This window comes from Desnuesiella massiliensis, from assembly GCF_001403615.1.
GTDB lineage: Bacteria > Bacillota > Clostridia > Clostridiales > Clostridiaceae > Desnuesiella > Desnuesiella massiliensis.
This window is the reverse complement of the sequence record NZ_LN879456.1, coordinates 640,613-664,097: the sequence shown is the minus strand read 5'-3', so window position 1 is coordinate 664,097 and position 23,485 is coordinate 640,613. Positions and strand designations below refer to the sequence as shown.

At 29.2% G+C, this 23,485-nt stretch carries 27 protein-coding genes; 2 read left to right on the top strand and 25 right to left on the bottom strand.

Annotated features, from left to right (window positions below; translation table 11 throughout):
- Positions 1 to 104: 104 nt before the first annotated feature.
- The gene (locus BN2665_RS13940) at positions 105 to 641 is read right to left on the bottom strand and encodes a hypothetical protein (protein ID WP_055667710.1); all 537 of its coding nucleotides are present in this window, start codon (positions 639 to 641) and stop codon (positions 105 to 107) included.
- 228 nt (positions 642 to 869) lie between these two features.
- On the bottom strand, positions 870 to 1,214 hold the full coding sequence (locus tag BN2665_RS13930) for a hypothetical protein (RefSeq protein ID WP_055667708.1): 345 nt from the start codon (positions 1,212 to 1,214) through the stop codon (positions 870 to 872).
- Positions 1,215 to 2,098: 884 nt separating this feature from the next.
- On the opposite strand from BN2665_RS13930, the gene BN2665_RS13925 reads away from it, so the two are divergent.
- On the top strand, positions 2,099 to 3,553 hold the full coding sequence (locus BN2665_RS13925; RefSeq protein WP_055667707.1) for an IS1182 family transposase: 1,455 nt from the start codon (positions 2,099 to 2,101) through the stop codon (positions 3,551 to 3,553).
- Positions 3,554 to 3,700: 147 nt separating this feature from the next.
- Here BN2665_RS13925 and BN2665_RS13920 read toward each other — a convergent pair whose 3' ends face one another.
- The 4 genes from BN2665_RS13920 to BN2665_RS13905 form a co-directional block, all read right to left on the bottom strand.
- A complete protein-coding gene (locus tag BN2665_RS13920) occupies positions 3,701 to 4,606 on the bottom strand; it encodes a hypothetical protein (protein ID WP_055667706.1) in 906 nt (301 codons plus the stop codon).
- Between the two features lie 335 nt (positions 4,607 to 4,941).
- A complete protein-coding gene (locus BN2665_RS13915; RefSeq protein ID WP_055667705.1) occupies positions 4,942 to 5,580 on the bottom strand; it encodes an alpha/beta fold hydrolase in 639 nt (212 codons plus the stop codon).
- Positions 5,581 to 6,034: 454 nt separating this feature from the next.
- Positions 6,035 to 6,451: a helix-turn-helix domain-containing protein gene (locus BN2665_RS13910; protein ID WP_055667704.1), complete on the bottom strand. Its 417-nt coding sequence runs from the start codon at positions 6,449 to 6,451 to the stop codon at positions 6,035 to 6,037.
- Positions 6,452 to 6,915: 464 nt separating this feature from the next.
- On the bottom strand, positions 6,916 to 7,131 hold the full coding sequence (locus BN2665_RS13905; RefSeq protein WP_055667703.1) for an FmdB family zinc ribbon protein: 216 nt from the start codon (positions 7,129 to 7,131) through the stop codon (positions 6,916 to 6,918).
- A 104-nt stretch (positions 7,132 to 7,235) separates the two neighbouring features.
- On the opposite strand from BN2665_RS13905, the gene BN2665_RS13900 reads away from it, so the two are divergent.
- Positions 7,236 to 7,538, top strand: a complete 303-nt coding sequence (locus BN2665_RS13900) for a hypothetical protein (protein ID WP_055667702.1) — start codon at positions 7,236 to 7,238, stop codon at positions 7,536 to 7,538.
- 398 nt (positions 7,539 to 7,936) lie between these two features.
- Here BN2665_RS13900 and BN2665_RS13895 read toward each other — a convergent pair whose 3' ends face one another.
- From BN2665_RS13895 to spoIIIAF, 19 genes are all read right to left on the bottom strand, one after another.
- Complete coding sequence (locus tag BN2665_RS13895) at positions 7,937 to 8,224, bottom strand: hypothetical protein (RefSeq protein ID WP_055667701.1); 288 nt, start codon at positions 8,222 to 8,224, stop codon at positions 7,937 to 7,939.
- 135 nt (positions 8,225 to 8,359) lie between these two features.
- Complete coding sequence (locus tag BN2665_RS27590) at positions 8,360 to 8,578, bottom strand: site-specific integrase (protein WP_242865952.1); 219 nt, start codon at positions 8,576 to 8,578, stop codon at positions 8,360 to 8,362.
- On the bottom strand, positions 8,578 to 9,261 hold the full coding sequence (locus tag BN2665_RS13890) for a tyrosine-type recombinase/integrase (RefSeq protein WP_242865951.1): 684 nt from the start codon (positions 9,259 to 9,261) through the stop codon (positions 8,578 to 8,580). The genes BN2665_RS27590 and BN2665_RS13890 overlap by 1 nt, the downstream gene beginning before the upstream one ends.
- Before the next feature lie 143 nt (positions 9,262 to 9,404).
- Positions 9,405 to 10,217 (bottom strand): sporulation transcription factor Spo0A, encoded by an 813-nt coding sequence (spo0A, locus tag BN2665_RS13885; protein ID WP_055667700.1) that lies wholly within the window; start codon positions 10,215 to 10,217, stop codon positions 9,405 to 9,407.
- Between the two features lie 166 nt (positions 10,218 to 10,383).
- A complete protein-coding gene (gene spoIVB / locus BN2665_RS13880) occupies positions 10,384 to 11,595 on the bottom strand; it encodes a SpoIVB peptidase (RefSeq protein ID WP_055667699.1) in 1,212 nt (403 codons plus the stop codon).
- 225 nt (positions 11,596 to 11,820) lie between these two features.
- A complete protein-coding gene (recN, locus tag BN2665_RS13875) occupies positions 11,821 to 13,515 on the bottom strand; it encodes a DNA repair protein RecN (RefSeq protein WP_055667698.1) in 1,695 nt (564 codons plus the stop codon).
- A 23-nt stretch (positions 13,516 to 13,538) separates the two neighbouring features.
- Entirely contained in the window at positions 13,539 to 13,994 is a 456-nt protein-coding gene (locus BN2665_RS13870) for an arginine repressor (RefSeq protein ID WP_055667697.1), read from the bottom strand.
- Positions 13,991 to 14,845 carry an NAD(+)/NADH kinase gene (locus BN2665_RS13865; RefSeq protein WP_055667696.1) on the bottom strand — a complete coding sequence of 285 codons (855 nt, stop codon included), beginning with the start codon at positions 14,843 to 14,845 and terminating at the stop codon, positions 13,991 to 13,993. The genes BN2665_RS13870 and BN2665_RS13865 overlap by 4 nt, the downstream gene beginning before the upstream one ends.
- A gap of 32 nt (positions 14,846 to 14,877) precedes the next feature.
- Entirely contained in the window at positions 14,878 to 15,687 is an 810-nt protein-coding gene (locus tag BN2665_RS13860; RefSeq protein ID WP_055667695.1) for a TlyA family RNA methyltransferase, read from the bottom strand.
- A gap of 23 nt (positions 15,688 to 15,710) precedes the next feature.
- Positions 15,711 to 17,570, bottom strand: a complete 1,860-nt coding sequence (gene dxs, locus BN2665_RS13855) for a 1-deoxy-D-xylulose-5-phosphate synthase (protein WP_055667694.1) — start codon at positions 17,568 to 17,570, stop codon at positions 15,711 to 15,713.
- Positions 17,571 to 17,590: 20 nt separating this feature from the next.
- Complete coding sequence (locus tag BN2665_RS13850) at positions 17,591 to 18,457, bottom strand: polyprenyl synthetase family protein (RefSeq protein WP_055667693.1); 867 nt, start codon at positions 18,455 to 18,457, stop codon at positions 17,591 to 17,593.
- Between the two features lie 4 nt (positions 18,458 to 18,461).
- Entirely contained in the window at positions 18,462 to 18,674 is a 213-nt protein-coding gene (locus BN2665_RS13845) for an exodeoxyribonuclease VII small subunit (protein ID WP_055667692.1), read from the bottom strand.
- Positions 18,675 to 18,684: 10 nt separating this feature from the next.
- Complete coding sequence (gene xseA / locus BN2665_RS13840; RefSeq protein WP_055667691.1) at positions 18,685 to 19,881, bottom strand: exodeoxyribonuclease VII large subunit; 1,197 nt, start codon at positions 19,879 to 19,881, stop codon at positions 18,685 to 18,687.
- Positions 19,871 to 20,719: a bifunctional 5,10-methylenetetrahydrofolate dehydrogenase/5,10-methenyltetrahydrofolate cyclohydrolase gene (locus BN2665_RS13835; protein WP_055667690.1), complete on the bottom strand. Its 849-nt coding sequence runs from the start codon at positions 20,717 to 20,719 to the stop codon at positions 19,871 to 19,873. Before BN2665_RS13835 ends, xseA begins: the two co-directional genes overlap by 11 nt.
- Before the next feature lie 13 nt (positions 20,720 to 20,732).
- On the bottom strand, positions 20,733 to 21,137 hold the full coding sequence (gene nusB / locus BN2665_RS13830; RefSeq protein WP_055667689.1) for a transcription antitermination factor NusB: 405 nt from the start codon (positions 21,135 to 21,137) through the stop codon (positions 20,733 to 20,735).
- Between the two features lie 136 nt (positions 21,138 to 21,273).
- Positions 21,274 to 21,666, bottom strand: coding sequence for an Asp23/Gls24 family envelope stress response protein (locus BN2665_RS13825; RefSeq protein ID WP_055667688.1), 393 nt, complete (start codon positions 21,664 to 21,666; stop codon positions 21,274 to 21,276).
- Between the two features lie 81 nt (positions 21,667 to 21,747).
- Positions 21,748 to 22,260: a SpoIIIAH-like family protein gene (locus BN2665_RS13820; protein WP_055667687.1), complete on the bottom strand. Its 513-nt coding sequence runs from the start codon at positions 22,258 to 22,260 to the stop codon at positions 21,748 to 21,750.
- A gap of 37 nt (positions 22,261 to 22,297) precedes the next feature.
- Positions 22,298 to 22,876, bottom strand: coding sequence for a stage III sporulation protein AG (gene spoIIIAG, locus BN2665_RS13815; RefSeq protein ID WP_055667686.1), 579 nt, complete (start codon positions 22,874 to 22,876; stop codon positions 22,298 to 22,300).
- A 16-nt stretch (positions 22,877 to 22,892) separates the two neighbouring features.
- Positions 22,893 to 23,477: a stage III sporulation protein AF gene (gene spoIIIAF, locus BN2665_RS13810; protein WP_055667685.1), complete on the bottom strand. Its 585-nt coding sequence runs from the start codon at positions 23,475 to 23,477 to the stop codon at positions 22,893 to 22,895.
- Positions 23,478 to 23,485 lie beyond the last annotated feature (8 nt).

Sequence of the window (23,485 nt, the reverse complement as noted above, 5' to 3'; positions counted from 1 at the left end):
TTAAGGAATATTACATAAATATGGAATACAGAGTTTGATGTTAAATATATTGAAGAATGTTCTACTTATATGACACAGTTATAGAATATTGTTAAAACCAATAACTAAATCACTTCATACATAAATAAATTCAATTCATTATCTACCACAGTATTTAAAGCTGTTCTAAAAAACTTAGTTTTAATACTTCTTTTATTTACCAACTTTAAAGGAGCGTTATTTCGGATTAAATACCTATGATTTTCATATATATCTCCACCATAACCTATTATAAATATATATTTTTTACATCCTTGTTCCTTTTGAAGTTTTAAAACATCACTTTTAATATCGTTATCGTCATCTTTTATCCAGATTTTAAATTCAATTAGTGAATCCAAAGTTCCATCTTCTTTTAACAGGGCAAGATCACAATGATTTTTTGAATTACTAGGATACGGGTACTCCCAATAAATAGTAAATGGATACTCTATTCTTAAAAGCTCCTTAAAAATCAAATAAACAAAAGTAGTTTCATAAAGATTACATACGCCATGATGACTCTTTTTATAGTAGCTTGCGTTTAATTTAAAAAGCTCATTTAGTTCATTCTCTTCACTTAAAATAGCTTCAAGAGCAGAATTAAAAAAAATATTTATCATTTCACTCTACCTCCTCATTAATTTTTAGGATTATGCTTTTTAAATACAAATACCTCAACATAATTATTCGTATAGCTTACCCTTTTGGCCGGTGCCATAATAACCGCCTCCATATTGGGGTAAATACCCTCTAAAATATCTGCATTAGTTTCTTTAAGGAATATTATACTAAACTTTACACTAATATGGAATAAGATGCTTGACACTAAATATATTGAATAATATTTTTTAATCGTGGCTAAATTCAAATACAGTGCCGGGTTTTACAATCCCTCCAAAATCTTTTGCTTCTTTAAACACTAAACCTTTATCTTTGATAGTAAAGACATATTTCTCTTTATCTGAAACAACAAGTATCAATTCCTTATCTTTGATATCAAAAGTTCCCTCTGGTAAGTGACTAGCTGCAATATGTCTATTAAAACTAAATTTGTTATTTTCCTTTAGATCAACCCATGAATTTCCATTAGATGTTTTATATCTACCAAGTTTTAATTTATCATTACTGTTATATCTCCAGACTGCTGCCATGCATAATATAAGGATTAATAGTAAAATAATTTTCTTTTTCATGATTTCCCTCTCTTCTAACTAATTTATAATATTTTACAGGTTTGTATTAACTCATCTCAAGGAATATTATACCAAATATTCTATGAGTACGGAATAAATTGAATAGCTACATAATCACGATACTCATGGAATTTTGTTGTATCTATATGTCTTAATAATTCTGCAAATTGATTAACTGTGATAAATTCTTTTAGTTTTCTATCGTTTTTAAATTGTTTAATGTTTTTAACAATATCTTTTTATATATATCCTCGTCCTAATAAATATCTAATATCTTTTTCAGTGATTTTGTAATGTCTATAACGTTTTTTCTTCAAGTAAATATTATGAAAAAAATCTTAAAGTTTGCTCATAACTCATCGTAGTTTTTTAAATAAATTTTTTTGATTCATAATAAACTATAAATTCATCAATCATAAAATCTAATTTTTTCATAAATAAGTAGACTCTCTCCATTTTCTATAAATGAAGAAAGTCTATTGGTTATTTTTTATAAGTTAATATATTATTGCTTTGCAATTGACCACATTTTCTGACGCTTTTTATATAGTTTATTGCTTTTTCAATTCCTACAAATCTTGTATTCAAGAAAATATAGCAAATTTGAATTAAGGTGCAGCCAGTTCATCATCCCCTTAATCACTATGGACTTTTCACTATTATTTATCATCTTAATAGCATAGTCAGATTATATATCAAATATAGATTCCTACATGAATATAATAAAACCCCGGAGTAATCGAGGCCACTGAAAAACTCTATGAAAAGTCGTCATCAGAATAAAGATGACGATTTTTTTCGGCTTAATTATAAAGACAAAAAGGATTTTAGAAAGTTACGTCGAATAGGTATAATAGGATAAAAATATAAGGAGCGAAACTATTATGCTAAAAGGACAGTTAGAAATAGAAGTTAACAAATGCCATAATTTATATTCATTAATAATACCTAAAGATAATATTTTAAGGCAAATCAATGATCTCGTTGATTTTACATTTGTTTATGATGAGTTAATGATGAACTATAGTCTATCAATGGGCAGAGGCGCTATTGATCCAATCATGCTATTTAAATATTTGCTTTTAAAAGTTATTTATGAATTATCAGATGAAGATGTTGTTGAAAGAACACTTTATGATATGTCTTTTAAATATTTTCTAAATTTAGCTCCTGAGGAAACTAATTTAATTGACCCAAGCACATTGACAAAATTTAGAAAACTTCGTCTTAAAGATATGAATTTATTAGATATTTTAATCAATAAAACAGTAGAAATAGCTATAAAAGAGGGTATTTTAAAAAGTAAAGCAATAATAGTTGATGCTACGCATACAAAATCACGCTATAACCAAAAGTCAGCACAAGAAGAATTATTAGAACGTGCAAAAAACTTACGTAAAACATTGTATTGTGTAAAACCAGAGATTAAAGAAGAATTGCCAACAAAAGTAACAACAGGAATAATAGAAGACATTTTAGAGTACTGCAGATTATTGGTAGACAGCATAAATGCTAAGCCGGAACTTGCAGCAAATCCAACTGTAAAAACTAAATTAAATTATCTAACTGAAGCTGTTAATGACGATTTGGAAAATTTAAAATTATCAAAAGATAAGGATGCAAAAATAGGCCATAAAACTGAAGATAGCTCTTTCTTTGGTTACAAATCACACATTGCAATGACTGAAGAGCGTTTAATCACTGCCGCTGTAATTACTACTGGCGAAAAGAGTGATGGAAAAGAATTGATAACCTTAATAGAAAAAAGTCAAGAAGCAGGTATAGATGTTAAAGAAGTTATTGGAGACACAGCTTATTCAGAGAAGAAGAATTTAGAATATGCTAAAAAAAATGAAATTGCATTAATTTCAAAACTTAACCCTGTGATTTCACAAGGAAATAGAAAAAAAGAAGATGAGTTTGAGTTTAATAAAGATGCAGGTTTATTTGTATGTCCATCAGGACACATGGCTTTAAGAAAAGCAAAGCAAGGAAAGAAAAATCTTGGTCAAAATCAAGTGATAACTTACTATTTTGATGTAGAGAAATGCAAAAACTGCGATAAAAGGAATGGCTGTTATAAAGAAGGTTCTAAAACAAAAACTTATTCTATAAGCATTAAATCAGATATTCACAAGGAGCATATAGAATTTGAAAAAAGTGAATATTTTAAAAAACGTGCTAAAGAGCGTTATATGATCGAAGCTAAAAATAGCGAACTTAAATATCAGCATGGCTATGATGTAGCTACATCGTCAGGCTTAATTGGTATGCAAATGCAAGGTGCATTATCAATCTTTATAGTCAATCTAAAGAGAATCATTAAGTTAAAAACATGAAATAAGGCTTCTTATACTTTGATATAAAAAGATAAAGCATGAAATATTCAATAATTGGGATATTTCATGCTTTTTTCTGGTTGAATTTCAAGATTGACTGAAAAAAGAAGTTATTTTTCAGTGACCTCGAGTAATCCGAGGTTATTTTTATTCTACTGGTATAAAAGATGTTTCTTCGCTTGTTGTTGTACCATTATATGATATAGTTACATCAACCTTTACTATATACCCTATTGTCGCTCTTACTATATCTACTGGAATAGTAACTTTGCCGGTGTTATCAATTGTTCCAGTATAATGTGTAGAGGTTGGTTTATAATGAAACAATAAATTTACAGTAGATCCAGCCTTGCCTTTTACTGTTATATTTATAGTAGAATTTTGCTTAGGTAACGGATTATCTATCGTAACGATCTTTTCTTCATCTCCTGCATATTCAGGCATCTTATCAGAGATAGGCATACCGATATGCTTTTTAAATTTGTTTAATTCATCGTGTAAATATACTCTACTGTAATCATTTTTTATTTTAGTAATAGACCCTTCTGCAAATTTAATTGCTTCTTTCAGATTTTCATCTACTGATTCTGCTGTATCAAGATATACATATAAGTAAATTATATCACCTACAGCTCCATTATAATCTTCTGTAAACACAAGGTTCCTTCCCCATGAAGTCACTTCACCTAAAAAATAAGACTTATCTATTTCATTAATTTTAGCATTATTAATTTGAACCTGTATTTGGTCATAAATTTTCCCACTTCCTGTTTTAGCAAGTAGCTCCATTTCTGCGTTAATACTTTTAATATCTTCCGTCCATATATCATTTGTTATAGCTGCTAGTTGTCCTAAAAGAATATTCTTTTCATTACCATCCTGTAGTTTCATAATCTCCTCATAAGCTTTATTGTAATAATAAAAAGACTTCTGATGGGTAGCTTGAGCTATATAATTCTTAGCATCTGTTATATCGGCCTTTGCTACTGTTGGTAATAACATAGAAAATACTAATAGTAATGAAGTAAGTAATTTGAAAAATCTTTTTTTCATATAATCCCTCCTAAAGTATGTAATACATTAATATAATATCATACAATCCAGGAAAAATTAAGTATAATTTGCATTAATATGTCAAAAATATTAACGAGGTGATTGCATTGGAAACCAAGTTAATGGAAATTATAAAATTACTTTGTGTAGCTATTGTAAACAGCTCAATAATTTATACTTCATTAATTGCATTCCTAGGGATGAAAATTATTAAGTTGAACAAAAGATTTTTAGAAGAATAAAAAAAGAAAGTAGATCCCTAAAGTATTTCTCCCTAAGCTACCTTTTAATAATAATTTGACTTAAATTAATAAAGATAATATTAACAATATTTATCATTCGGCTAAAATACTCTCTATGATACCTGCTAATGCTTCATGATTTTCAACCATTGGCATATGGCAGGAATTTTCAACGAATCTAAAGTCTATTTTTGCAACAATATCATCATCAAGACACAAATCACTAATTCTATTGGCATAGCATTTTTGCCCTCTATCTCCATATATCCCATAAACTTTAGAGTTTATTTTCCTAATATAATCTGTATAATCAAACTCCTCTTGCAATGCCTTTTTTAAACTATCATTATAGTGTCTTGCCTCTCCCTTTATCATAGAAATGATTTTTCCACCATACTGTTCCATATTTGAAGGAAGCATCAAGTTTCGGTAAAAGTTATTTGCAGGTTTCAAATTGGACTCGATAAGAATTATTTTGTCACATCTTAACTTGAAACCTGCAACCAATTCTAATCCAATAATTCCTCCCATACTATGTCCGAGAATAAAATCGAACTTCTCATTTCCATAAGTTGCATATATCCAATTAGTAATATCTGAAACATTGTTTGCTTTCTCTGTAATATTATGTGGATATTCTACAAATGTAACATTATGTACTGTTAATTCACATTTCAGTGTATCCCAGACATCAAGAGTGCAGTTTGCACCATACAAAATTAATCCTCGCATGAGAAAAGTCCTCCCCAATTCATGAATATTGTTAACTTCATTTTATCTAACTATTACTTCTATAAAATCTATTCAACACTTATAGTAAAAATCCTCTTAAAAATAATAATACTGATTAAAAGCATACAATATCGCCACCTATTTTTAAATTGTCCATATTGAACATTTAAAGTTGTGCACTATACGCAACCAAAAAGGAAGGTCATTTTCGACCCTCCTTCATATGAATAAATTATAAACAAATGTAAACTCAATCACTGAATGCGATTTAAATAAAATATATGCCTTCCTCACTTTGAAGAAACCAAAATTTATTCTTCCTTAATACTCCAAAACAAATCCCCTAACCTTCCTCTAAGCCCTTCACATTTTCCTTTTCCCAAATACTGACTTTCCACCCATACACCTTTAGGAGTATACCCTAAATGAATTATAAAATCAAAATTTTATACACTTATTGTGCTTTTTTATCCAGTTTAATTATATTATCAAATCCTAGAACACTCTCATCTAAATCAAATTTATCTTCTTCTCGTTGATCTTCAGTGACATCTTTTATTTTACTAGTTGGAGTACCGTATATTCTATTCAATAAATATTGCAGATTCTCACTTCTTATCTTCTCCGATTTACTTGTAAGAGCTAGTTTTTTTATTTCATCAATCAAAACGTCAACTGATTGAGTTAACTTCTTTTCAGCTTGATTTTTCATTTCAGTTAAGCATTTGTCCACGCCAGTCTTAACATCCTTATTATCTAAATCCGTATATATAGTTTGCCTACTAACTCCGCAAATCTTAGCAAAGCCCGTGATTGGAGTCCCTTGAGCATATAATTCTATAACCTTCATTTGCCTATCATTTAAAGCCATTTGTCTCACTTCCTTTCATTACAGCTTTACATCTACTTTGCCTTTCTCTGACCTTCATAAAAAAATAAAAAAGAGCCTTATTAAAGACCCTTAAGACTTTATAAATCTCCTGATTCAACTGCTATTAATAAATTAAGACACATTTCATAAAAACCTCGGTCAATATTCTTTCCTATCTCATGTTTAGAACTAATATAAATGAAATAAATAGTAGCAATTAATAGTAGTGCAGAAAATGAAATTAACATGATAAATTCACGAAATGCTTTAGTATCTAAAAATTCTTCAGCAAAAGCTCCAATAAAGAAACCTAAAAAAGTAAATAAAGCTCCTTGAACAGTTCTCTTAAATTATCTTTTATTCCATCATAGTATTTTGAATGTTTTTTACGCATATAACCACCTCACTATATAAATATAAATTAATTATAATATAGAATTACATTTACATAGTTTTGTGGATAACTACTTTTGACGTAAGGCGCCATTTACTCTCCTATAGCTTCTCTCCTGCATACATTCCTTTAAGTTATCTGCCATATGTTGCTTTCTAATCTTTTGACTACTACAGTAAGGACATACTAAATATCTATTTCTATCCATAGATTGTATATCTTCTGTTAACGCAACAAATTCTTTTGTACAAGAGCAGCATATATAAGAGCTATAAATACTTAGCATATTCTCACCGCCTTTTATAAATTAAATACTTTTAAAGATACTTTCACCTTTCTTTAAGTTACTGCATATTTTAATATTGTAGATAAATTGCCCGGAGGTATGTAATGTATTATAGAAACGACAAGCTAGATATTAACGACGATGTTATTGATGATCGTAACAAACACCACCACCATGATGATCACTATCATCATGATTTTGGTTTTAGTCCTTTCATGCGTTACCCTTATTTCGAAGATTTTGACGACGATGACTATGACGATTTTGATGATTATTTTGATGACTACGACGATTATTTTGATGATTACAGGCGTCCTCCTCGCAGACGTAGACGCAGACGTAGACGTCGCCATTTCTTCCATCCTGTTTTCTTTCCTTGGTGGATGCATAGACCATGGTGGAGATAATATAAAACAAAGAGCAGAGATAATCTGCTCTTTACTGTTATCTTACTCTTATATAAAAAGCACCTGGTACTAACCAAGTGCGTTCTAGGATGGGAACTGCTTGCCATCGCAGTATGTAATCCCCGCTATGATGGCAGTCGTTAAATATTTTTCTATGATATTATTATAAGTCATATTTATCAAGTATTTTATAATATCTCTATAGTTTTACTATAGTATTCCTATAGTCACTTACAAAAACCAAATATATCATCCATAAATAAAACCCAATCATAAATTTATAAAAGACTCCCTAAAAAGAGAGCTTTCACCACTAAAACTTTCAAATCATAAAAATTCAAAACACTAAACCTATCAAAACATTAATTACCCAAAACAACTATTCGTTTTTTATCTTTTCAAGAAAACTTTTTAAAAATTCCAAATATTTTTTCATTCAATTCTAGTATTCTCTCTAATGCTTCAATTTCTTTATCTTTATATTCTAATTGGTCTTCTAGCTGCTTAACTATTTTTGTATAGCTAAATATTACTAACATAGCCATAAGAGCAAATAAGTTCTCTAAAGCTCCACTTACATCTGCTTTATATGCATTTATAGTTAAAGCAGTAAAACTAGCGGCTATAGAAATGCAATAAACTAAATCTAAACTCTTATTTTTTATATTCTTTATTTTATTTAACATAGTCATCTACTCTTTTATATCATATTTTCTTGAATAAAATTCATTGTATCAATAAAGATTTCACTATTTACTTCTCTAAAAGTCCTTAAAAAAGCTTGTGAATCCGCATATGCTTTTTCAGTAACTTCTACACTACTATGACCTAAAACCTGAGATAGAGTATATACTACCTCCAGCCATTAAAAATCTCTTTCCAGAATTATTCCTGAAATGGTGACAAGAAATATTAGGATTTAATCTTGCTCTTAATACATATTTTTTTAAATTCTTTTCTATATTGGTTACTTCTAATTTATTTCCTTTTGTGGATGGAAATAGTAAATCTGTACTTAAATATCTTTCTTTATAATCCATCACCTCTGTAAAATCTTTTGCATTGTAACAAAATAAAAAACATACCTATCTTTTCGTCCCTTATATATATCTGCACTTATAAATATAGCTCTTTTATCTAATATTACATCCTTCTCTTTTAATGCCAATGTTTCACCAATTCTCATACCAGTGTCCATTAGTAAATGAATAATCACATAATCTCTATGTCCGAAAAAAACAGTAGTATCTATAACTTTAATAAGCTTTTTAAAGTCTTCATCTGTTATATTCTCTTTTGGTCTACGGGTAGCCTTAAATTGTTTTATACGCATTGCTGGATTAGCCTTAATGTATTTATCTTCAAGAGCAAAATTAAAAAATACTTTTATATTCCTTAAATAATTATTTATAGTTGCAATGCTAACTTCTTTTCCAAAGTCTAAACGATTATTAGGTTTATTTATATCAATGCTTTCTGCACTTGCTATAAAAGAATATTTTCCTCTTTCCTTGGTAAAGTCTAAATACCCTTTTATATGTTTTTCCTCTACCATTTCAATTTCTTTAATGTTAAATTCTTCTTCTAAATACTTAAAAAATAATTTTAATGTACTCTCATAGCTATTTAATGTTTTTTTAGTTAAATCTTTATTAGTACAGTTAATCATAAACGCTCCTAAAGCATCCTTTAATGTCATAAGATTTTTTTTAATTCTAGGCAAAATAAAAACACCTCCGTACCAAAATTAGTAAATTCTGATACAGAAAGTGTTTTTTAATTTTAACATATAAGTTGGTTTGAAAAGTTATCAGTTGGATATAGGTTAGGTGTATATACACATCTTAACCCGTTGATATATCTAGCTTAACTTACCTTATTTTTAAGTCTTAACTTATCAGCTACCATTGCTATGAATTCACTATTTGTTGGCTTGCCCTTATCATTATGAATAGTATAGCCAAATAATTTGTTTATAGCTTCTACTTGACCTCTACCCCAAGCTACTTCAATAGCATGTCTAATAGCTCTTTCTACTCTGCTAGCAGTAGTATTATATTTTTTAGCTATTGATGGATATAATTCCTTTGTAACAGCAGACAACAGCTCCATATCATTAACTACCATAGTAATTGCTTCTCTTAAATACATATATCCTTTTATATGAGCTGGAACTCCTATTTCATGAATTATATTAGTAATTTCTGCCTCCAAATCTAAAGGTTCTTTTTTGTTGATTTTAATTTCAGTAGTATCTATTAAAGAAATAGTTTTTCTTGTATCATCGCTAGAAATAGTATTATTGAACATTTGTCTGATTCTCTTAGTGAATACATCCATATCAAAAGGTTTTACTACATAATAATCAGCACCTAAAGTGATAGCTCTTTGAGTTATCTTGTCTTGTCCAACTGCAGATAATACAATTATTCTTGGCATAGGATTTAAATTCATAGTATTTAGTCTTTCTAAAACTCCTAGCCCGTCTAAATGAGGCATTATTATATCTAATACAACTAAATCAGGCTTTCTCTCTTCTATTAATTTTAGAGCTTCTACTCCATCTTTTGCTATACCTGTTACAACAATATCCCTTTGATTTAGTAGATAATCGTTTAGTATGTTACAAAATTCTTTGTTATCATCAGCAATTAGAACCGTTATTTTAGAATCTTCCATATATATTCTCCCCTTTAATATTATATTCCATTTCTTAACAACTAAGTAATTCGACAAAACTATAATAATTCCTTCTACTTTTAAATTTTTCTTATTATTTTTTTTATGTAAATAATGATATAGGTAGTAAAATATTACCAAATTACTATCTATACCATTAATTTTTTTATTTTGAAAGTATATTGGAATCTTTTATCATCCATTCAATATATATTCCATATCCTGTATCAGGCTTATTTATTAGTACATGAGTAACTGCACCTACCAATTTTCCATTTTGTATTATTGGGCTACCACTCATGCCCTGAACTATTCCACCGGTTTTATCTAAAAGAACAGGATCAGTTATTTTTATTAGCATGCTTTTAGGTCCAGGAGATTCTTGCTGTAACAGTTTCTGTATTTCTATATTATATAATTTAGGACCATCTTCATCTATGGTTGTAATTATTTTTGCTGGTCCTTCTTTTATTTCATTTCTTAATGCAATCTTAATAGGTTTAGAGTAAATACTATTTGCTAAGTTTTCTTTTGATTCTCCAAAAATACCGCATTCAGTATTATTTGATATACTTCCAATATTTCTATTCTCTTCTATAAAGATACCTTTAAGCTCTCCAGGATTACCTTTTTCGCCTTTTCGTATATTTACTATAGATGACTTTACAATATTTCCTTTACTGACACTTAGTAATGTACCTGTATCTACATCCGTTATAGGATGGCCTAAAGCTCCAAAAATTTTACTTTTAGCATCATAGAAAGTTAAAGTTCCAACTCCAGCTGTTGAATCTCTTACCCATAATCCAATCTTATATTTACTCTCATTAGAATGCTTCACGGGAGTAATCTTTTTATTTATTATCTGACCTTTTCTACTAATAACTAGCTCTATTTCTTTTCCTTCACTTTCATTAATTAACTTAACTAACTGCTCTGCACTTTCAATACTTACATTATTTACTTTTAATATAGAGTCTCCAATATTTACGCCGCTTTGCGCTGCTGGACTAGGTAATTTGCCATCTCTTGCTTCCACATCTGAAAAGGCTACTACTAATACACCTTTTGTTGATAATTTTACTCCAATACTAGTACCACCTGGGTATACTTCCATATCAGGTACAGCTCTTACAGAAACAGATTTAACAGGAAATAAACCAAGAAACTTAAGATCAATTCTATTAGAGTTATTATTTCTGTTTATGGAAGAAGTATACAGGTTCCCAACTTTTATTATTTTATCTGTGTTATATAAAGCATTCTCTTTTACAAATATAATACTAGGTATTTTATTAAAATTTATATAAAAATTAAGGAATATTATTAAAATAGGAGTTAAAATACAACCTAGTCTAAATAGCTTCTTCTTTTGCATGTTTACTCCTCCTTTTTAATTCTTTATCTTTAAATTTCCCTCTTTCAATTTTATTTATGCTATAGTAAAGCTGTTATTGTAGTTAATAGATTATTTTAATTGTTAAATTATGATAATTTTAAAGATATTAAATTTTAAAGATGATAAAGATAAAAAATAAATATAAGCACAAAAAAACCATAAGTATCAAAACTTATGGTTTTATTTTCTCTATATTGGTAAAAATTATGTATTAATTAAATTATTTTTTTTACTTTGAGCTATTTCTATTAGCTCTTTGGCATTTTCAATAGTTACATTAGTTACATCAGAGCTAGCAATCATTTTAGCAATCTCTTTAACCTTTTCTTCAATAGATAGTCTACATAAATTCGTATAGGTTTTATCATCTATAATTTGTTTGTACACTAGATAATGAGTATCTGACATGGATGCTATCTGCGGCAAATGAGTTACGCAAAAAACTTGATGTTTAGTGGATATTAAAAACATTTTTTCTGCAACGCACTGAGCTATTCTTCCACTTATACCTGTATCGATTTCATCGAATATTACAATAGGAATTTCATCCTTATCTATAAAAACGGTCTTTAAAGAGAGCATTATTCTAGAAAGTTCCCCACCAGATACAACCTTTTCTAGCGGTTTTAAAGGTTCACCAGGATTAGTTGAAATTAAAAATTGAACTTTATCCTTACCATTTATATTAAAACTTTCTTCCTTGCCTAACTCAATATGAAATCTGCTCTTTTCAAGCCCTACATATTTTAATTCAGACTCTATAGCGTTGATAAGCACCTCTGAAATTTCTTTTCTTATCTTGTGTAATTCTTCAGCTTTAGTATTAAGCTGTAATTCAGTTTCTTTCTTTTCATTATTTAAATCATTAATAATTTTTTCTGAATTTACAAGTTCTTCATATTTATTTTCTAAAGAAGCTTTATATCCTAAAATATCTTCGATAGTCTTTCCATATTTTTTCTTATACTGGCTTATTTCATAAATTCTATTATTTACTTTCTCTAGTTCAACTTCATTATATACTACAGTTTCTTTAAGATCCCTTAATTCGCGAATTATTTCTTCAAGAGAAAAATACATTTCCTCTAAAGATGAAGATAGTGTTTTTATCTTATCTATATGTTTTTCAGCTATCCTTAATTCTTTAACTGCGTTGCCTATCATATCAAAAGCATTGGAAGTATCTCCTGTAGAATATAAATAATTAAAAGAATTATTTAAACTATTACTTATTTTTTCAGCATTAGACAATATACTATAACTTTTTTCTAATTCTAAGTCTTCTCCAATTTTTAGCTTTGCTGAATCTATATCCTTAATTTGAAATACTAAATAATCTGCTACTTTATCGATATCTTTATTTCCCTTAAGCTTATCGATCTTCGCAATTATTTCATTGTATTTTTTGTATAATTCAATATACTCTAGCTTTACATTTCTTATATTATTTTCTCCAAAACTATCTAGATAAAAAATATGATTACTGCTATCTAGTAGATTTTGATTTTCATGTTGACCATGAATATCTATTAATGTTTTTGATATTTGCTTTAAGGTTGAAATCAAAATAGATTTTCCATTAACTTTAACTATACTTTTACCATTATAAAAAGTCTCTCTAGTTATTATTAGTATATCTTCAAATTCAATATCTAATTCTTCTAATAGTATTTTAGTTTTACTATTCTCAATAAAAAAAATAGCTTCTACGGAAGTTTTTTCCTCTCCTGTTCTAATAAAATCTTTATTGAATTTTTCTCCTAAAACAAAATTAATTGCATCAATTAAAATAGATTTACCAGCTCCGGTTTCTCCGGATAAAACGTTAAATCCTTTAGTAAAGTCTATGGATAATTTCTCAATTAATGCAAAATTATTTATATTTATTTGTAGAAGCATTACTCTACCACCTTACTAATAAATTAATGTTTATTAATCATTCTTTTAATTTTGTCTACTAATTCTTCCGCTTTCTCAGTAGATCTAACTACTATAAATATTGTATTGTCTCCAGCGATAGTTCCAGCTACTTCCATTAAATTTAATGAGTCCAAAGCTTCAGCCGCCGCCGAGGCTGAACCAGTAATAGTTTTAAGTATTACAAATTTATCTACATTTTCTACATGAATTACAGTATTTGAAAATATGTTAACCAATTTATCAGCTATTTCATTTTGCTGAGCATTAATAGCTACATATTTATATTTACCGCTAGAGGATAATACCTTTATGAGCTTTAATATCTTTATATCTCTTGATACAGTAGCTTGTGTTACGTCAAAACCACTTAATTTTAACTCATCCGCAAGCTCTTCTTGAGTTTCAATATCTTTTGTAGAAATTATTTCCAAAATTTTATTATGACGTTTTGATTTCATTCTAAATCACCTACACATTCTCTAGTTCTCCACATAATTTTCTTTCTTAAAATATCGAAATAATCATAGTTATTAAGTTTAACTATTCTGCATGAATTTTGAGAACAATAAATTTGAACTTCATTATTATCCTTATTAATTGGCACTGACTCTTGACCATCAGCTGTAAGATAAACATTTTCTTTTAAATTTTTTACTGTTATTCCAATTTTACTTGATGAATTTAAAATCATAGTTCTAATTCCTTGAGTATGTGGACAAATTGGTGTTATAGATATTAAGCTTAAATTAGGATAAATAATAGGCCCTCCAGCAGACAAGGAATAAGCAGTGGAACCTGTAGGTGTTGATATTATTATACCGTCTCCTGTAAATGATGTGCAAAAATTTCCATCTACTGTTACATCATATCTTACAATTCTTGATAAGGTATCCTTAGCTATAACAATATCATTAAGGCAAATTAATTTATCAGAATCGTTTAAGCCCATAGTACATTCCAGCATGATTCTTTCTTCAATAAAAAAATCCCCTTGTAAAATTGAATTTATAGCTGCTTTAAATTCTGAGATTTCCACACTGGTTAGAAATCCAAGATTTCCTATGTTTACTCCTAAAATAGGTACTTTGTATCTTGAAACTGATCTAGCAGTACTTAAAATAGTACCATCGCCACCTAATGATATTATTAAGTCTAAATTTTTTACCTTTTCATCGCTTAAGCCTATGGAATCCTTAAATATATGAATGTTTCCATCCTTTATACAATGATTTAAGGTTTCTGTAATTTTATTTAATACATTATTATTTGGATCCTTAGATGAATTTATATTTAAGCCTATATTTTTCATAATAAAAAATTTTACAGCTCCTTTGAAAAAATTTATAAACTGTTATGCGCTAACTCCACTATATCACAAATTTTATTTTCTTCCAAATTTTCTACTGCATTTTCATTTTTAGTAAAATAAATTAGAAATTCAATATTACCCTCAGGACCTTTAATTGGAGAATAATTAAGGTCTTTTATTTTAACATTTAAGGTTCTAAGGAGATTAACCACATTGCTTATTACCTCATAATGCACTTTCTTATCCCTCACAACTCCCTTTTTTCCAACTTTCTCTTTACCGGCTTCAAATTGAGGCTTTATGAGTGCTATTACTTCGCCATTTTCATTAAGTAAATTTAATACAGGTGGAATAACCTTTTCTAAAGATATAAAGGATACATCAATACTAGCAAAGTCTCCTTGGAAATCGAAATCCTCTTTTTTTACATATCTTACATTGGTCCTCTCTAAGCAGATTACTCTAGGATCAGTTCTTAATTTCCAAGCAAATTGGCCATATCCGACATCTATTGCGACCACCTTTTCAGCTCCATTTTGTAACATACAATCTGTAAATCCTCCAGTAGAGGCACCTATATCAAAACATTTTTTTTCATTTAAATTAATTTTAAATTCCCTTATAGCTTTTTCTAGCTTGAGACCGCCTCTGCTTACGTAAGGCATAGTCTCTCCTTTTATTTCAATTAAAGCATCTACTTTAACTTGTTCTCCACATTTATCAATTCTAAAACCATCTACAAAAACATTACCTGACATAATGTTAGCCTTAGCTTTTTCTCTTGATTCAAAAAATCCTTTATTGGTCAGTAATATATCTAATCTCTCTTTAGCTTCCTTCATTTAACTCTCCTCAGACATTCAATTTAATACATAGTCTTAATAAATTCAACTATGCTATCAGCATCTAATTTATATAATTTATATAAGGTTCCTAAATCACCATGAGTAATAAATTCATCCTTAAAGCCTAATATATTTATTCTTACATCAATATTTTTATTACTAAAGTAATTATTAACAGCAGAACCCAATCCTCCAGTTACTACATTATCTTCTAAGGTTATTATATCATATTTGTTTTTAGCCAAATAATCTAAAGCTTCATAATCTAGAGGCTTTATAAAGCAAGCATTAACAACAGTTATATCTAATCCTAAGACTTTCAACTGCTCCTTAGCTATTAACGCATGCTGAACCATCTTGCCTGTAGCAATTACTGCTATTTTTCCGCCTTCATCCATTATCTCCCATTTGCCATAATCTATTTTAGACAAAGCTTTAATATTAATGCTTTTATAGTCACCACCTCTAGGATATCTAATAGCTATAGGAAATTTTTGATCTACAGCCCAATTTAACATGATCCTTAATTCATCTATACATTTAGGTGCAATTACGGTAATATTGGGTATATGATTCAAATAAGATAGATCAAAAACTCCTTGATGGGTTTCTCCATCTTCTCCTACAATACCAGCTCTATCTATAGCAAAAATAACGGGAAGGTTTTGAATGCACACATCGTGAAGTACTTGATCGTAGGCTCTTTGCAAGAAAGTAGAGTACACCGCAAATACGGGGTTCAGACCTTCATTAGCTAGCCCCGCTGAAAAAGTAACTGCATGCTGTTCCGCTATACCCACATCGAAAAATCTCTCTGGATAAACCTGAGAAAACTTTCTTAATCCTGTTCCATCAGGCATGGCGGCAGTAACAGCCACTACTTTTTCATTTTTTTCAGCTATTTTTATGAGTTCTTCTCCAAAAGCTTTAGAATAAGTTTCCTCCGAGGTTATGCATATCTCACCATTATCGCAATTGAAAGGGCCTATCCCATGGAACTTATTTGGATTTTTTTCAGCAAAATTATACCCTCTTCCTTTTTGAGTCATAGCATGAATAAGCACAGGACCATCTATATTTTTAGCCATAGATAATACCTTGCTTAGTTCTCTAATATCATGGCCATCTATTGGACCTAAATATTTTATTCCCATTTCCTCAAAGAGCATTCCTGGTACTATAAATTGTTTGATACTATCCTTAAGTTTATTTATAGAGTTTACAAGCCCCTTACCTAATGCTGTCTTAGTCATAGTAGAATTAAAATCATTTTTTAATTTATTATAGCTAGGATCTAATCTTAATTTGCTTAAATATGTAGATAAGCCTCCTACATTATTTGCTATGGACATTTGATTATCGTTTAGAATAATTATCATTTTAGTTTTTCTAAATCCCACATCATTTAATGCTTCAAAAGCCATGCCTCCTGTTAAGGCTCCATCCCCTATTATAGGTATTACATTAAATTGTTCCTTTTTTATATCTCTAGCTCTTGCTATTCCTAATGCAGCAGAAATAGAAGTGCTACTATGACCGGTTTCAAAAGTATCATACTTGCTCTCACATCTTTTAGGAAATCCGCTAAGTCCGTTATACTGTCTTAAGCTATTAAACTTATCTTTTCTTCCAGTAAGTATTTTATGTATATAGGCTTGATGACCAACATCCCAAACAAGTTTATCTATGTCTAAATCAAAAACTTTATATAAGCTTAAGGTTAGTTCTACTACACCTAAGTTAGAAGCCAAATGACCTCCAGTTCTTGATACATTTTCAATCAAAAAATCTCTTATTTCTTTACTCAACTCGTCCAATTCATCAAAACTCATTTTTTTAATATCTTTAGGATTACTATATTTATCTAAAAGTTTATACATTACTACCTATCCCCTTTTATCTAATTATTTCTTTCTAGGAGATTTAATGTCAAATTTTCAAGGAGCTCAGTATCTTTATCTAATTTTTTTAACTCTAATAGGCACTGTTCTGTAAGTGCTTTGCATATATCTTCACATTTCTCTAATCCATATAAGCTTACATAAGTGGTTTTATTATGATTCATATCTTTTTTTATTGTCTTTCCTAATAAAGCGGAGTCCCCTAGTACATCTAACAAATCATCTTTTACTTGAAAAGCAAGCCCTAATTTATCGCCAAAAGAGCCTAATATTTCTATATGTTTTTCCGAGGCTTCGCCCAAAATAGCCCCAGAAAGAATGGAAGCTTTTATCAAAGCGCCAGTTTTATTTCTGTGCATATAGCTAAGTTCTTCTTCTGATATTAACTTACCTTCATTAATTATATCAACTACTTGACCAGCTATCATACCTTCAGCTCCTGCACTATTACTTATTAGTTTACAGGCACTTATAGCATGATGATGTTCTGTACAAAAATTAAATAAAACATTCATAGCTTCGTTTAGAAGTCCGTCTCCTGCTAGAATTGCTAAAGCTTCTCCATAGACTCTATGATTTGTGGGCTTCCCCCTTCTTAAATCATCATTATCCATGGAGGGCAAATCATCATGAATTAGAGAATAGGTATGTATCATTTCTACGGCTCCAGCAATGGGCATAATTTTTTCATAATCAGGTTTATACAGACTATAACAGAGTAAAGCTAGTATAGGTCGAATTCTCTTTCCACCAATGCTTAAGCTATAATTCATTGCTTCATATATAATTTTATGGTAGCCATTCTTAGCTTCGAAATAATTATTTAACCACAAGTCAATTTCACTTTTCAATTCCATAAGCTTCATAAAATTACTCCTTAAAATCTTCTTCTATATTTTCATTTAAAATTTTAACTTTACTTTCTGCTTCATTTAAAATAGTATAAAGCTTATTGCATAGTTTTACTCCATCTTCATAAGCTTTTAATGAATCCTGTAAAGCCATTGGTGTGTTCTCCATGGTATGGACTATACTTTCTAATTTAGATAAAACTTCTTCATAGCTTTCGCTTTTTTTAGGCATATTGTCACTCCTATTTAACTATTAATTTAGCATCTACAGTACCATCTTTCATTGTGATCTTTATATCCTTACAATTTTTTAAAGTTTCAACAGAATCTATAATGAAATCATCGCTATCAGTTATCATAGAATAACCTTTATTTAAAATGTTTAAAGGATTGAAAGAATTTAATATTTGGTTAAGAGAGGATATCCTATCCATTTCCTTTTTTATTTTCCCTTCAGTAATGTTAGAACATCTATTAATTAGCATATTTATATGATTATACTGATTGCTAATATACTCTTTAGGGTTATAATACTCTAATGTTTTTCTTAAGGCTTCAACTTTTGTTTTGCTAGAATATAACTGAAATTTCAAGCTATTATCTAACTTACTTTTATAGCTTTCTACATAAAGCAATATATCTTCTAACTTTGGAATAAGAATTTCTGCTGCAGCAGAAGGCGTAGGTGCTCTAAAATCACTAACAAAATCAGCTATAGTGAAATCAGTTTCATGCCCAATACCTGATATTATTGGAATTTTAGATTCAAAAATAGCATAGGCTAGTTCTTCATCATTAAATACGTTTAATTCCTCAAAAGAGCCACCGCCCCTTGCTAGTATTATAGCCTCTACATCTTTTATTGCATTTAGCTTCCTTATACCTTTAACCATACTTTTAGCTGCTTCTTGTCCTTGAACTAAAGCAGGGCAAATTAGTATATTTGTCAACTTATTTCTTCTTCTAGTTACATTAAGAATATCCCTAAGGGCAGCTCCAGTAGGCGAAGTAATTATTCCTACCTTTTTAGGATATTTAGGTAAAGGCTTCTTATTGATTTCATTGAATAATCCTAATTTTTCTAATTTATCTTTTAGTTTCAAAAAAGACAAATATACTTCTCCTAGCCCTTGCAAATTCATTTCATTGCAATAAAGCTGATAGCTTCCTTCTTTTAGGTACAGGCTTATTCTCCCTTTGATTTCAACACCATCCCCATCCTTAGGATGAAATTTAAGTCTTTTAACCTCTTCACTAAACATCACACAATTAATTTTAGAAAACTCATCTTTTAAGGAAAAATAGGCATGACCACTGCTATGTTTTTTAAAGTTAGATAATTCTCCTTTTACGTACACATTGCTTAATATAAAATCATTGTCAAAACTTCTTTTTATATAATTATTTAAAGATGAAACTGTAAAACTTTTAATATTCATTATTTACTAAAGCCTCACATACATTTTTTAATAATAAGGTAGTAGTCATTGCACCTACTCCTCCAGGTACAGGTGTTACATGGGATGCTACATCAATGACTTCATCAAAACATACGTCTCCACATATTTTCCCATCTAAGGAGGATGTTCCAACATCAATGACTATAGCACCTTCTTTAACATAATCCTTAGTTACAAATTTAGGTTTACCTATAGCTACAACTAATATATCCGCATTTTTACAAACAGATTTTAAATTTTGAGTTTTAGAATGACAAATTGTTACTGTGGCATTCTCATTTAATAGCAATTGTGCAGCAGGTTTACCTACAATATTGCTTCTTCCTAAGACCACTACATTTTTTCCTTCAATAGATGCACCTGTATTTCTTATAAGATGCACTACACTATTGGGAGTACAGGGTATAAAGCATTTCTCACCTTTATAGAATTTACCATTATTAATATCAGTTAATCCGTCAACATCTTTTTTATAATTTACTCTAGAGGTTATATTAATTTCATTAAGGTGCTTTGGAAGTGGTAGCTGTATCATTATGCCATGAATATCATTATTTTCATTTAAATCTTCAATTTGATTAATTAATAGCTTTTCAGAAATATCCTGAGGCAGTTTTATTACTTTTGTCTCTATTCCTAATTCTTGGCATAATTTGCTCTGATTATTCACATAATATAAAGATCCAGGATCCTCTCCAACAATAATTGTTGCTAGACAAGGCACACTTAATCCCTTACTTTTTCTATTCTCCGTAAATCTTTTTATTTCTTCTCTTAAGTTCATTGCAATCCTCTTACCAGCTATAATTTCTCCCATAAAAAACCCTCCTCTATCTATTCTTTAAAATTCTATCTAAAACTCCATTTATAAAAGATACTGAACCTTCCTCAGAGTATTTCTTTGTAAGCTCTAAGGCTTCATTAATAGATACTTTTTCAGGGATATCCTCTTCAAAAATAATTTCATAGGTTGCTAATCTAAGAATAGATAAATCTACTTTAGATAGCCTTGACATTTTCCAATTAAGTAAAAATTTCTCTATAGTATTGTCAATGGTTTCTAAATTCTCTTCTACACCAGTAATAATTCTGCTTATATAATTAAAATCTAAGTCCTTTAGGTCATGTTCTGTGTTCTCTCTAAACTCTCTAATGGTCTCTTCAACATTTTCTTTATTTATGGACCTTTGAAATAATATTTCCATGGCCACTTCTCTCGATTTTTTTCTATTCATATATTCCTCCTAAAATCTTTAAGTATAAATTATACTATATTATATATATTATCAACTTTTTAATAAAAAAAATATACCTTTTATTCATAACTTTGGAATACACATATAAACACCCTCTGACATCAGAGGGTGTTTATTAGGCTTCTTTTTCCTCATTTTTTAAATTAGGCTTTTGAACTATAATGTTTTGAACAAAAACATTTATTGCAGAAACTTTCAATCCAGTCATACTTTCTACAGCTCTTTTTACATTCTCTTGAACTTGAGAAATAACTTCTGGAATCTTAACTCCATATTCTACCGCAACAATTATATCAATAGAAGCACTTTCTTCCTCTACATTGACCTTTACACCCTTTGAAGTACTCTTCTTACCTGTAAATATCTGAGTTATACCGCCAGTTACCCCAGCATTCATGCCTACGATTCCTTTTATTTCACCAGCAGCTATTCCTGCAATTACACTTACAACTTCATCGGATATCTTAACTATACCAATATTAACTTCGTCTTTTCTGTTTTCTTCCATTAGAAAAACCTCCTACTTTTGCATAGCAAAACTTGTTAATCTTACGTACATTATAACAAATAAAATTGTTATTTACAATTACTATTGTTTCCTTTCAATCTCTACATTCTTTATTTTTGCAACACTCATAACCACTTCTTGGATTTGCTTTCTTTGATTAGCAGTTAGCTCTTCCTTAGTTTTTACAAAAACTCTTGCCTTTTCCCCACTTTCTATGGAGCATACAGCCTCTTCGAATCCCTTGCCCTTTAATGCTGTCTCTATTTTTCTTTCATTTTCACCAGTCATAGCTAAAGTAGCAACTTGCCTAGCAATTTCATCTCTTTGAGTTTGAGATATGTTTTTATTTTCTTTTAAATCATTTAATGTTTGTATAGCATCTGCACTTTGCTTTTCTCTGATACTTTTAGCTTCATAAAAAAAATCTGAAGTTTTGTTTGATGTATTCTTATCTCCATTATTAAAGGTATTTTTTCCTATGTTAAAATCCCCTGCTACATCTCCCACAGAGCCATTTACCTTCGCTGCCAATATACCAGCACACACTATTAATGCTAGCAATGCTAAAATAATACCTGCTTGTTTTTTGTTCATATTAATTCCTCCCATCTATTATCTAATAAATTATATGCTAACTTTCCATAGAACATACATTAACTTTATTTTGAGGTATATTATAAAGAGTAGATACCACTTTTGTTATTTCATATTGAATCTTCTTATCTTCAGCTCCTTGGGCTACAATTAGTACTCCCGTAATTTTAGGTTTATATGTTTTTAAAATCAAAGGCTCACTCCCATTAGACTTATTGGTAATTACCACCTTACTTCCATCTGAAGTTTGATTATTCACCCTATTGCCTCCAGAATTATCTTTTTCCTGTGTAGTACTATAGGTCCTATTTACATCTACAGCTGGAACTTGTTCTTCTCCACTTTCAAAATATATAACTACCTCTACACTACCTACACCCCTTATCTTACTAAGTGCATATTTTAACTCGTTTTTCATCTTTTGTTCATAGCTACTCATATCATTAAGCGTCTCCCCCTTTTCTTGATGATTTTCATTACTGATGCTAGCTTTTGTACCATTATTAAAAAAGCTAGTTACAATTACTATAAATACTCCTAGTAATAAAATTATTACTAAATTGTACATACTATTCTTAGAGTTTTTAAAAAGATCAAAAATCTTTTTAAAATTCATTTTAGTCCCCCCTAATTTATTTATTATTTATTTTATATAAAGTTATGGTTTCTTTGTTTATATTTAATTCTTTGCTTAAAAACTGAGCTATTTCAGAATAGCTTTTATCATATGTCCTATTATCCTCGTTGTTTGAATTAGTTTTTATCTCCACTTTTTTTACAGTCTCTACTCTCTTATCCTTAACACCTATATCTAGATTTTTTATACTGTATTTATTGCTCTCATATGAAGCTTTAGCTTGTACAATGAAATCATGTTCAGGAAATTTAGATTTTAGTATAACTAAGCAGTTACTTTGTATATTTGTTTCAAAATTCTTTAAGGTCAATTCAATGTTCTTTTTCTTATACTCATCGGATTTTTTACTTTCCGTTAGGTTATTTAAAGAATTAGCATTATTTATAATAGCCTCTTTTATACTTGAAGTATCCTTAGAAAAAAGGCTTAATAATGGATTAGATATAACCACTATCAAAATTAAACCTAATACAAACTTTGAGTACTTTTTCAATGTATTGTCTGGAAGAATTATTTCTATAGCGGTGATAAAAAATGCTGATATACATACATTAATAACCCACTGTCTTAACATAACCATTAAATACA

Excerpts from the sequence above, each read along its gene's own strand:
- BN2665_RS13940 (WP_055667710.1), bottom strand. The coding sequence starts at position 641 with ATGATAAATATTTTTTTTAATTCTGCTCTTGAAGCTATTTTAAGTGAA.
- BN2665_RS13930 (WP_055667708.1), bottom strand. The coding sequence starts at position 1,214 with ATGAAAAAGAAAATTATTTTACTATTAATCCTTATATTATGCATGGCA.
- BN2665_RS13925 (WP_055667707.1), top strand. The coding sequence starts at position 2,099 with ATGCTAAAAGGACAGTTAGAAATAGAAGTTAACAAATGCCATAATTTA.
- BN2665_RS13920 (WP_055667706.1), bottom strand. The coding sequence starts at position 4,606 with ATGAAAAAAAGATTTTTCAAATTACTTACTTCATTACTATTAGTATTT.
- BN2665_RS13915 (WP_055667705.1), bottom strand. The coding sequence starts at position 5,580 with ATGCGAGGATTAATTTTGTATGGTGCAAACTGCACTCTTGATGTCTGG.
- BN2665_RS13910 (WP_055667704.1), bottom strand. The coding sequence starts at position 6,451 with ATGGCTTTAAATGATAGGCAAATGAAGGTTATAGAATTATATGCTCAA.
- BN2665_RS13905 (WP_055667703.1), bottom strand. The coding sequence starts at position 7,131 with ATGCTAAGTATTTATAGCTCTTATATATGCTGCTCTTGTACAAAAGAA.
- BN2665_RS13900 (WP_055667702.1), top strand. The coding sequence starts at position 7,236 with ATGTATTATAGAAACGACAAGCTAGATATTAACGACGATGTTATTGAT.
- BN2665_RS13895 (WP_055667701.1), bottom strand. The coding sequence starts at position 8,224 with ATGTTAAATAAAATAAAGAATATAAAAAATAAGAGTTTAGATTTAGTT.
- BN2665_RS27590 (WP_242865952.1), bottom strand. The coding sequence starts at position 8,578 with ATGGATTATAAAGAAAGATATTTAAGTACAGATTTACTATTTCCATCC.
- spo0A (WP_055667700.1), bottom strand. The coding sequence starts at position 10,217 with ATGGAAGATTCTAAAATAACGGTTCTAATTGCTGATGATAACAAAGAA.
- spoIVB (WP_055667699.1), bottom strand. The coding sequence starts at position 11,595 with ATGCAAAAGAAGAAGCTATTTAGACTAGGTTGTATTTTAACTCCTATT.
- recN (WP_055667698.1), bottom strand. The coding sequence starts at position 13,515 with ATGCTTCTACAAATAAATATAAATAATTTTGCATTAATTGAGAAATTA.
- BN2665_RS13870 (WP_055667697.1), bottom strand. The coding sequence starts at position 13,994 with ATGAAATCAAAACGTCATAATAAAATTTTGGAAATAATTTCTACAAAA.
- BN2665_RS13865 (WP_055667696.1), bottom strand. The coding sequence starts at position 14,845 with ATGAAAAATATAGGCTTAAATATAAATTCATCTAAGGATCCAAATAAT.
- BN2665_RS13860 (WP_055667695.1), bottom strand. The coding sequence starts at position 15,687 with ATGAAGGAAGCTAAAGAGAGATTAGATATATTACTGACCAATAAAGGA.
- dxs (WP_055667694.1), bottom strand. The coding sequence starts at position 17,570 with ATGTATAAACTTTTAGATAAATATAGTAATCCTAAAGATATTAAAAAA.
- BN2665_RS13850 (WP_055667693.1), bottom strand. The coding sequence starts at position 18,457 with ATGAAGCTTATGGAATTGAAAAGTGAAATTGACTTGTGGTTAAATAAT.
- BN2665_RS13845 (WP_055667692.1), bottom strand. The coding sequence starts at position 18,674 with ATGCCTAAAAAAAGCGAAAGCTATGAAGAAGTTTTATCTAAATTAGAA.
- xseA (WP_055667691.1), bottom strand. The coding sequence starts at position 19,881 with ATGAATATTAAAAGTTTTACAGTTTCATCTTTAAATAATTATATAAAA.
- BN2665_RS13835 (WP_055667690.1), bottom strand. The coding sequence starts at position 20,719 with ATGGGAGAAATTATAGCTGGTAAGAGGATTGCAATGAACTTAAGAGAA.
- nusB (WP_055667689.1), bottom strand. The coding sequence starts at position 21,137 with ATGAATAGAAAAAAATCGAGAGAAGTGGCCATGGAAATATTATTTCAA.
- BN2665_RS13825 (WP_055667688.1), bottom strand. The coding sequence starts at position 21,666 with ATGGAAGAAAACAGAAAAGACGAAGTTAATATTGGTATAGTTAAGATA.
- BN2665_RS13820 (WP_055667687.1), bottom strand. The coding sequence starts at position 22,260 with ATGAACAAAAAACAAGCAGGTATTATTTTAGCATTGCTAGCATTAATA.
- spoIIIAG (WP_055667686.1), bottom strand. The coding sequence starts at position 22,876 with ATGAATTTTAAAAAGATTTTTGATCTTTTTAAAAACTCTAAGAATAGT.
- spoIIIAF (WP_055667685.1), bottom strand. The coding sequence starts at position 23,477 with ATGGTTATGTTAAGACAGTGGGTTATTAATGTATGTATATCAGCATTT.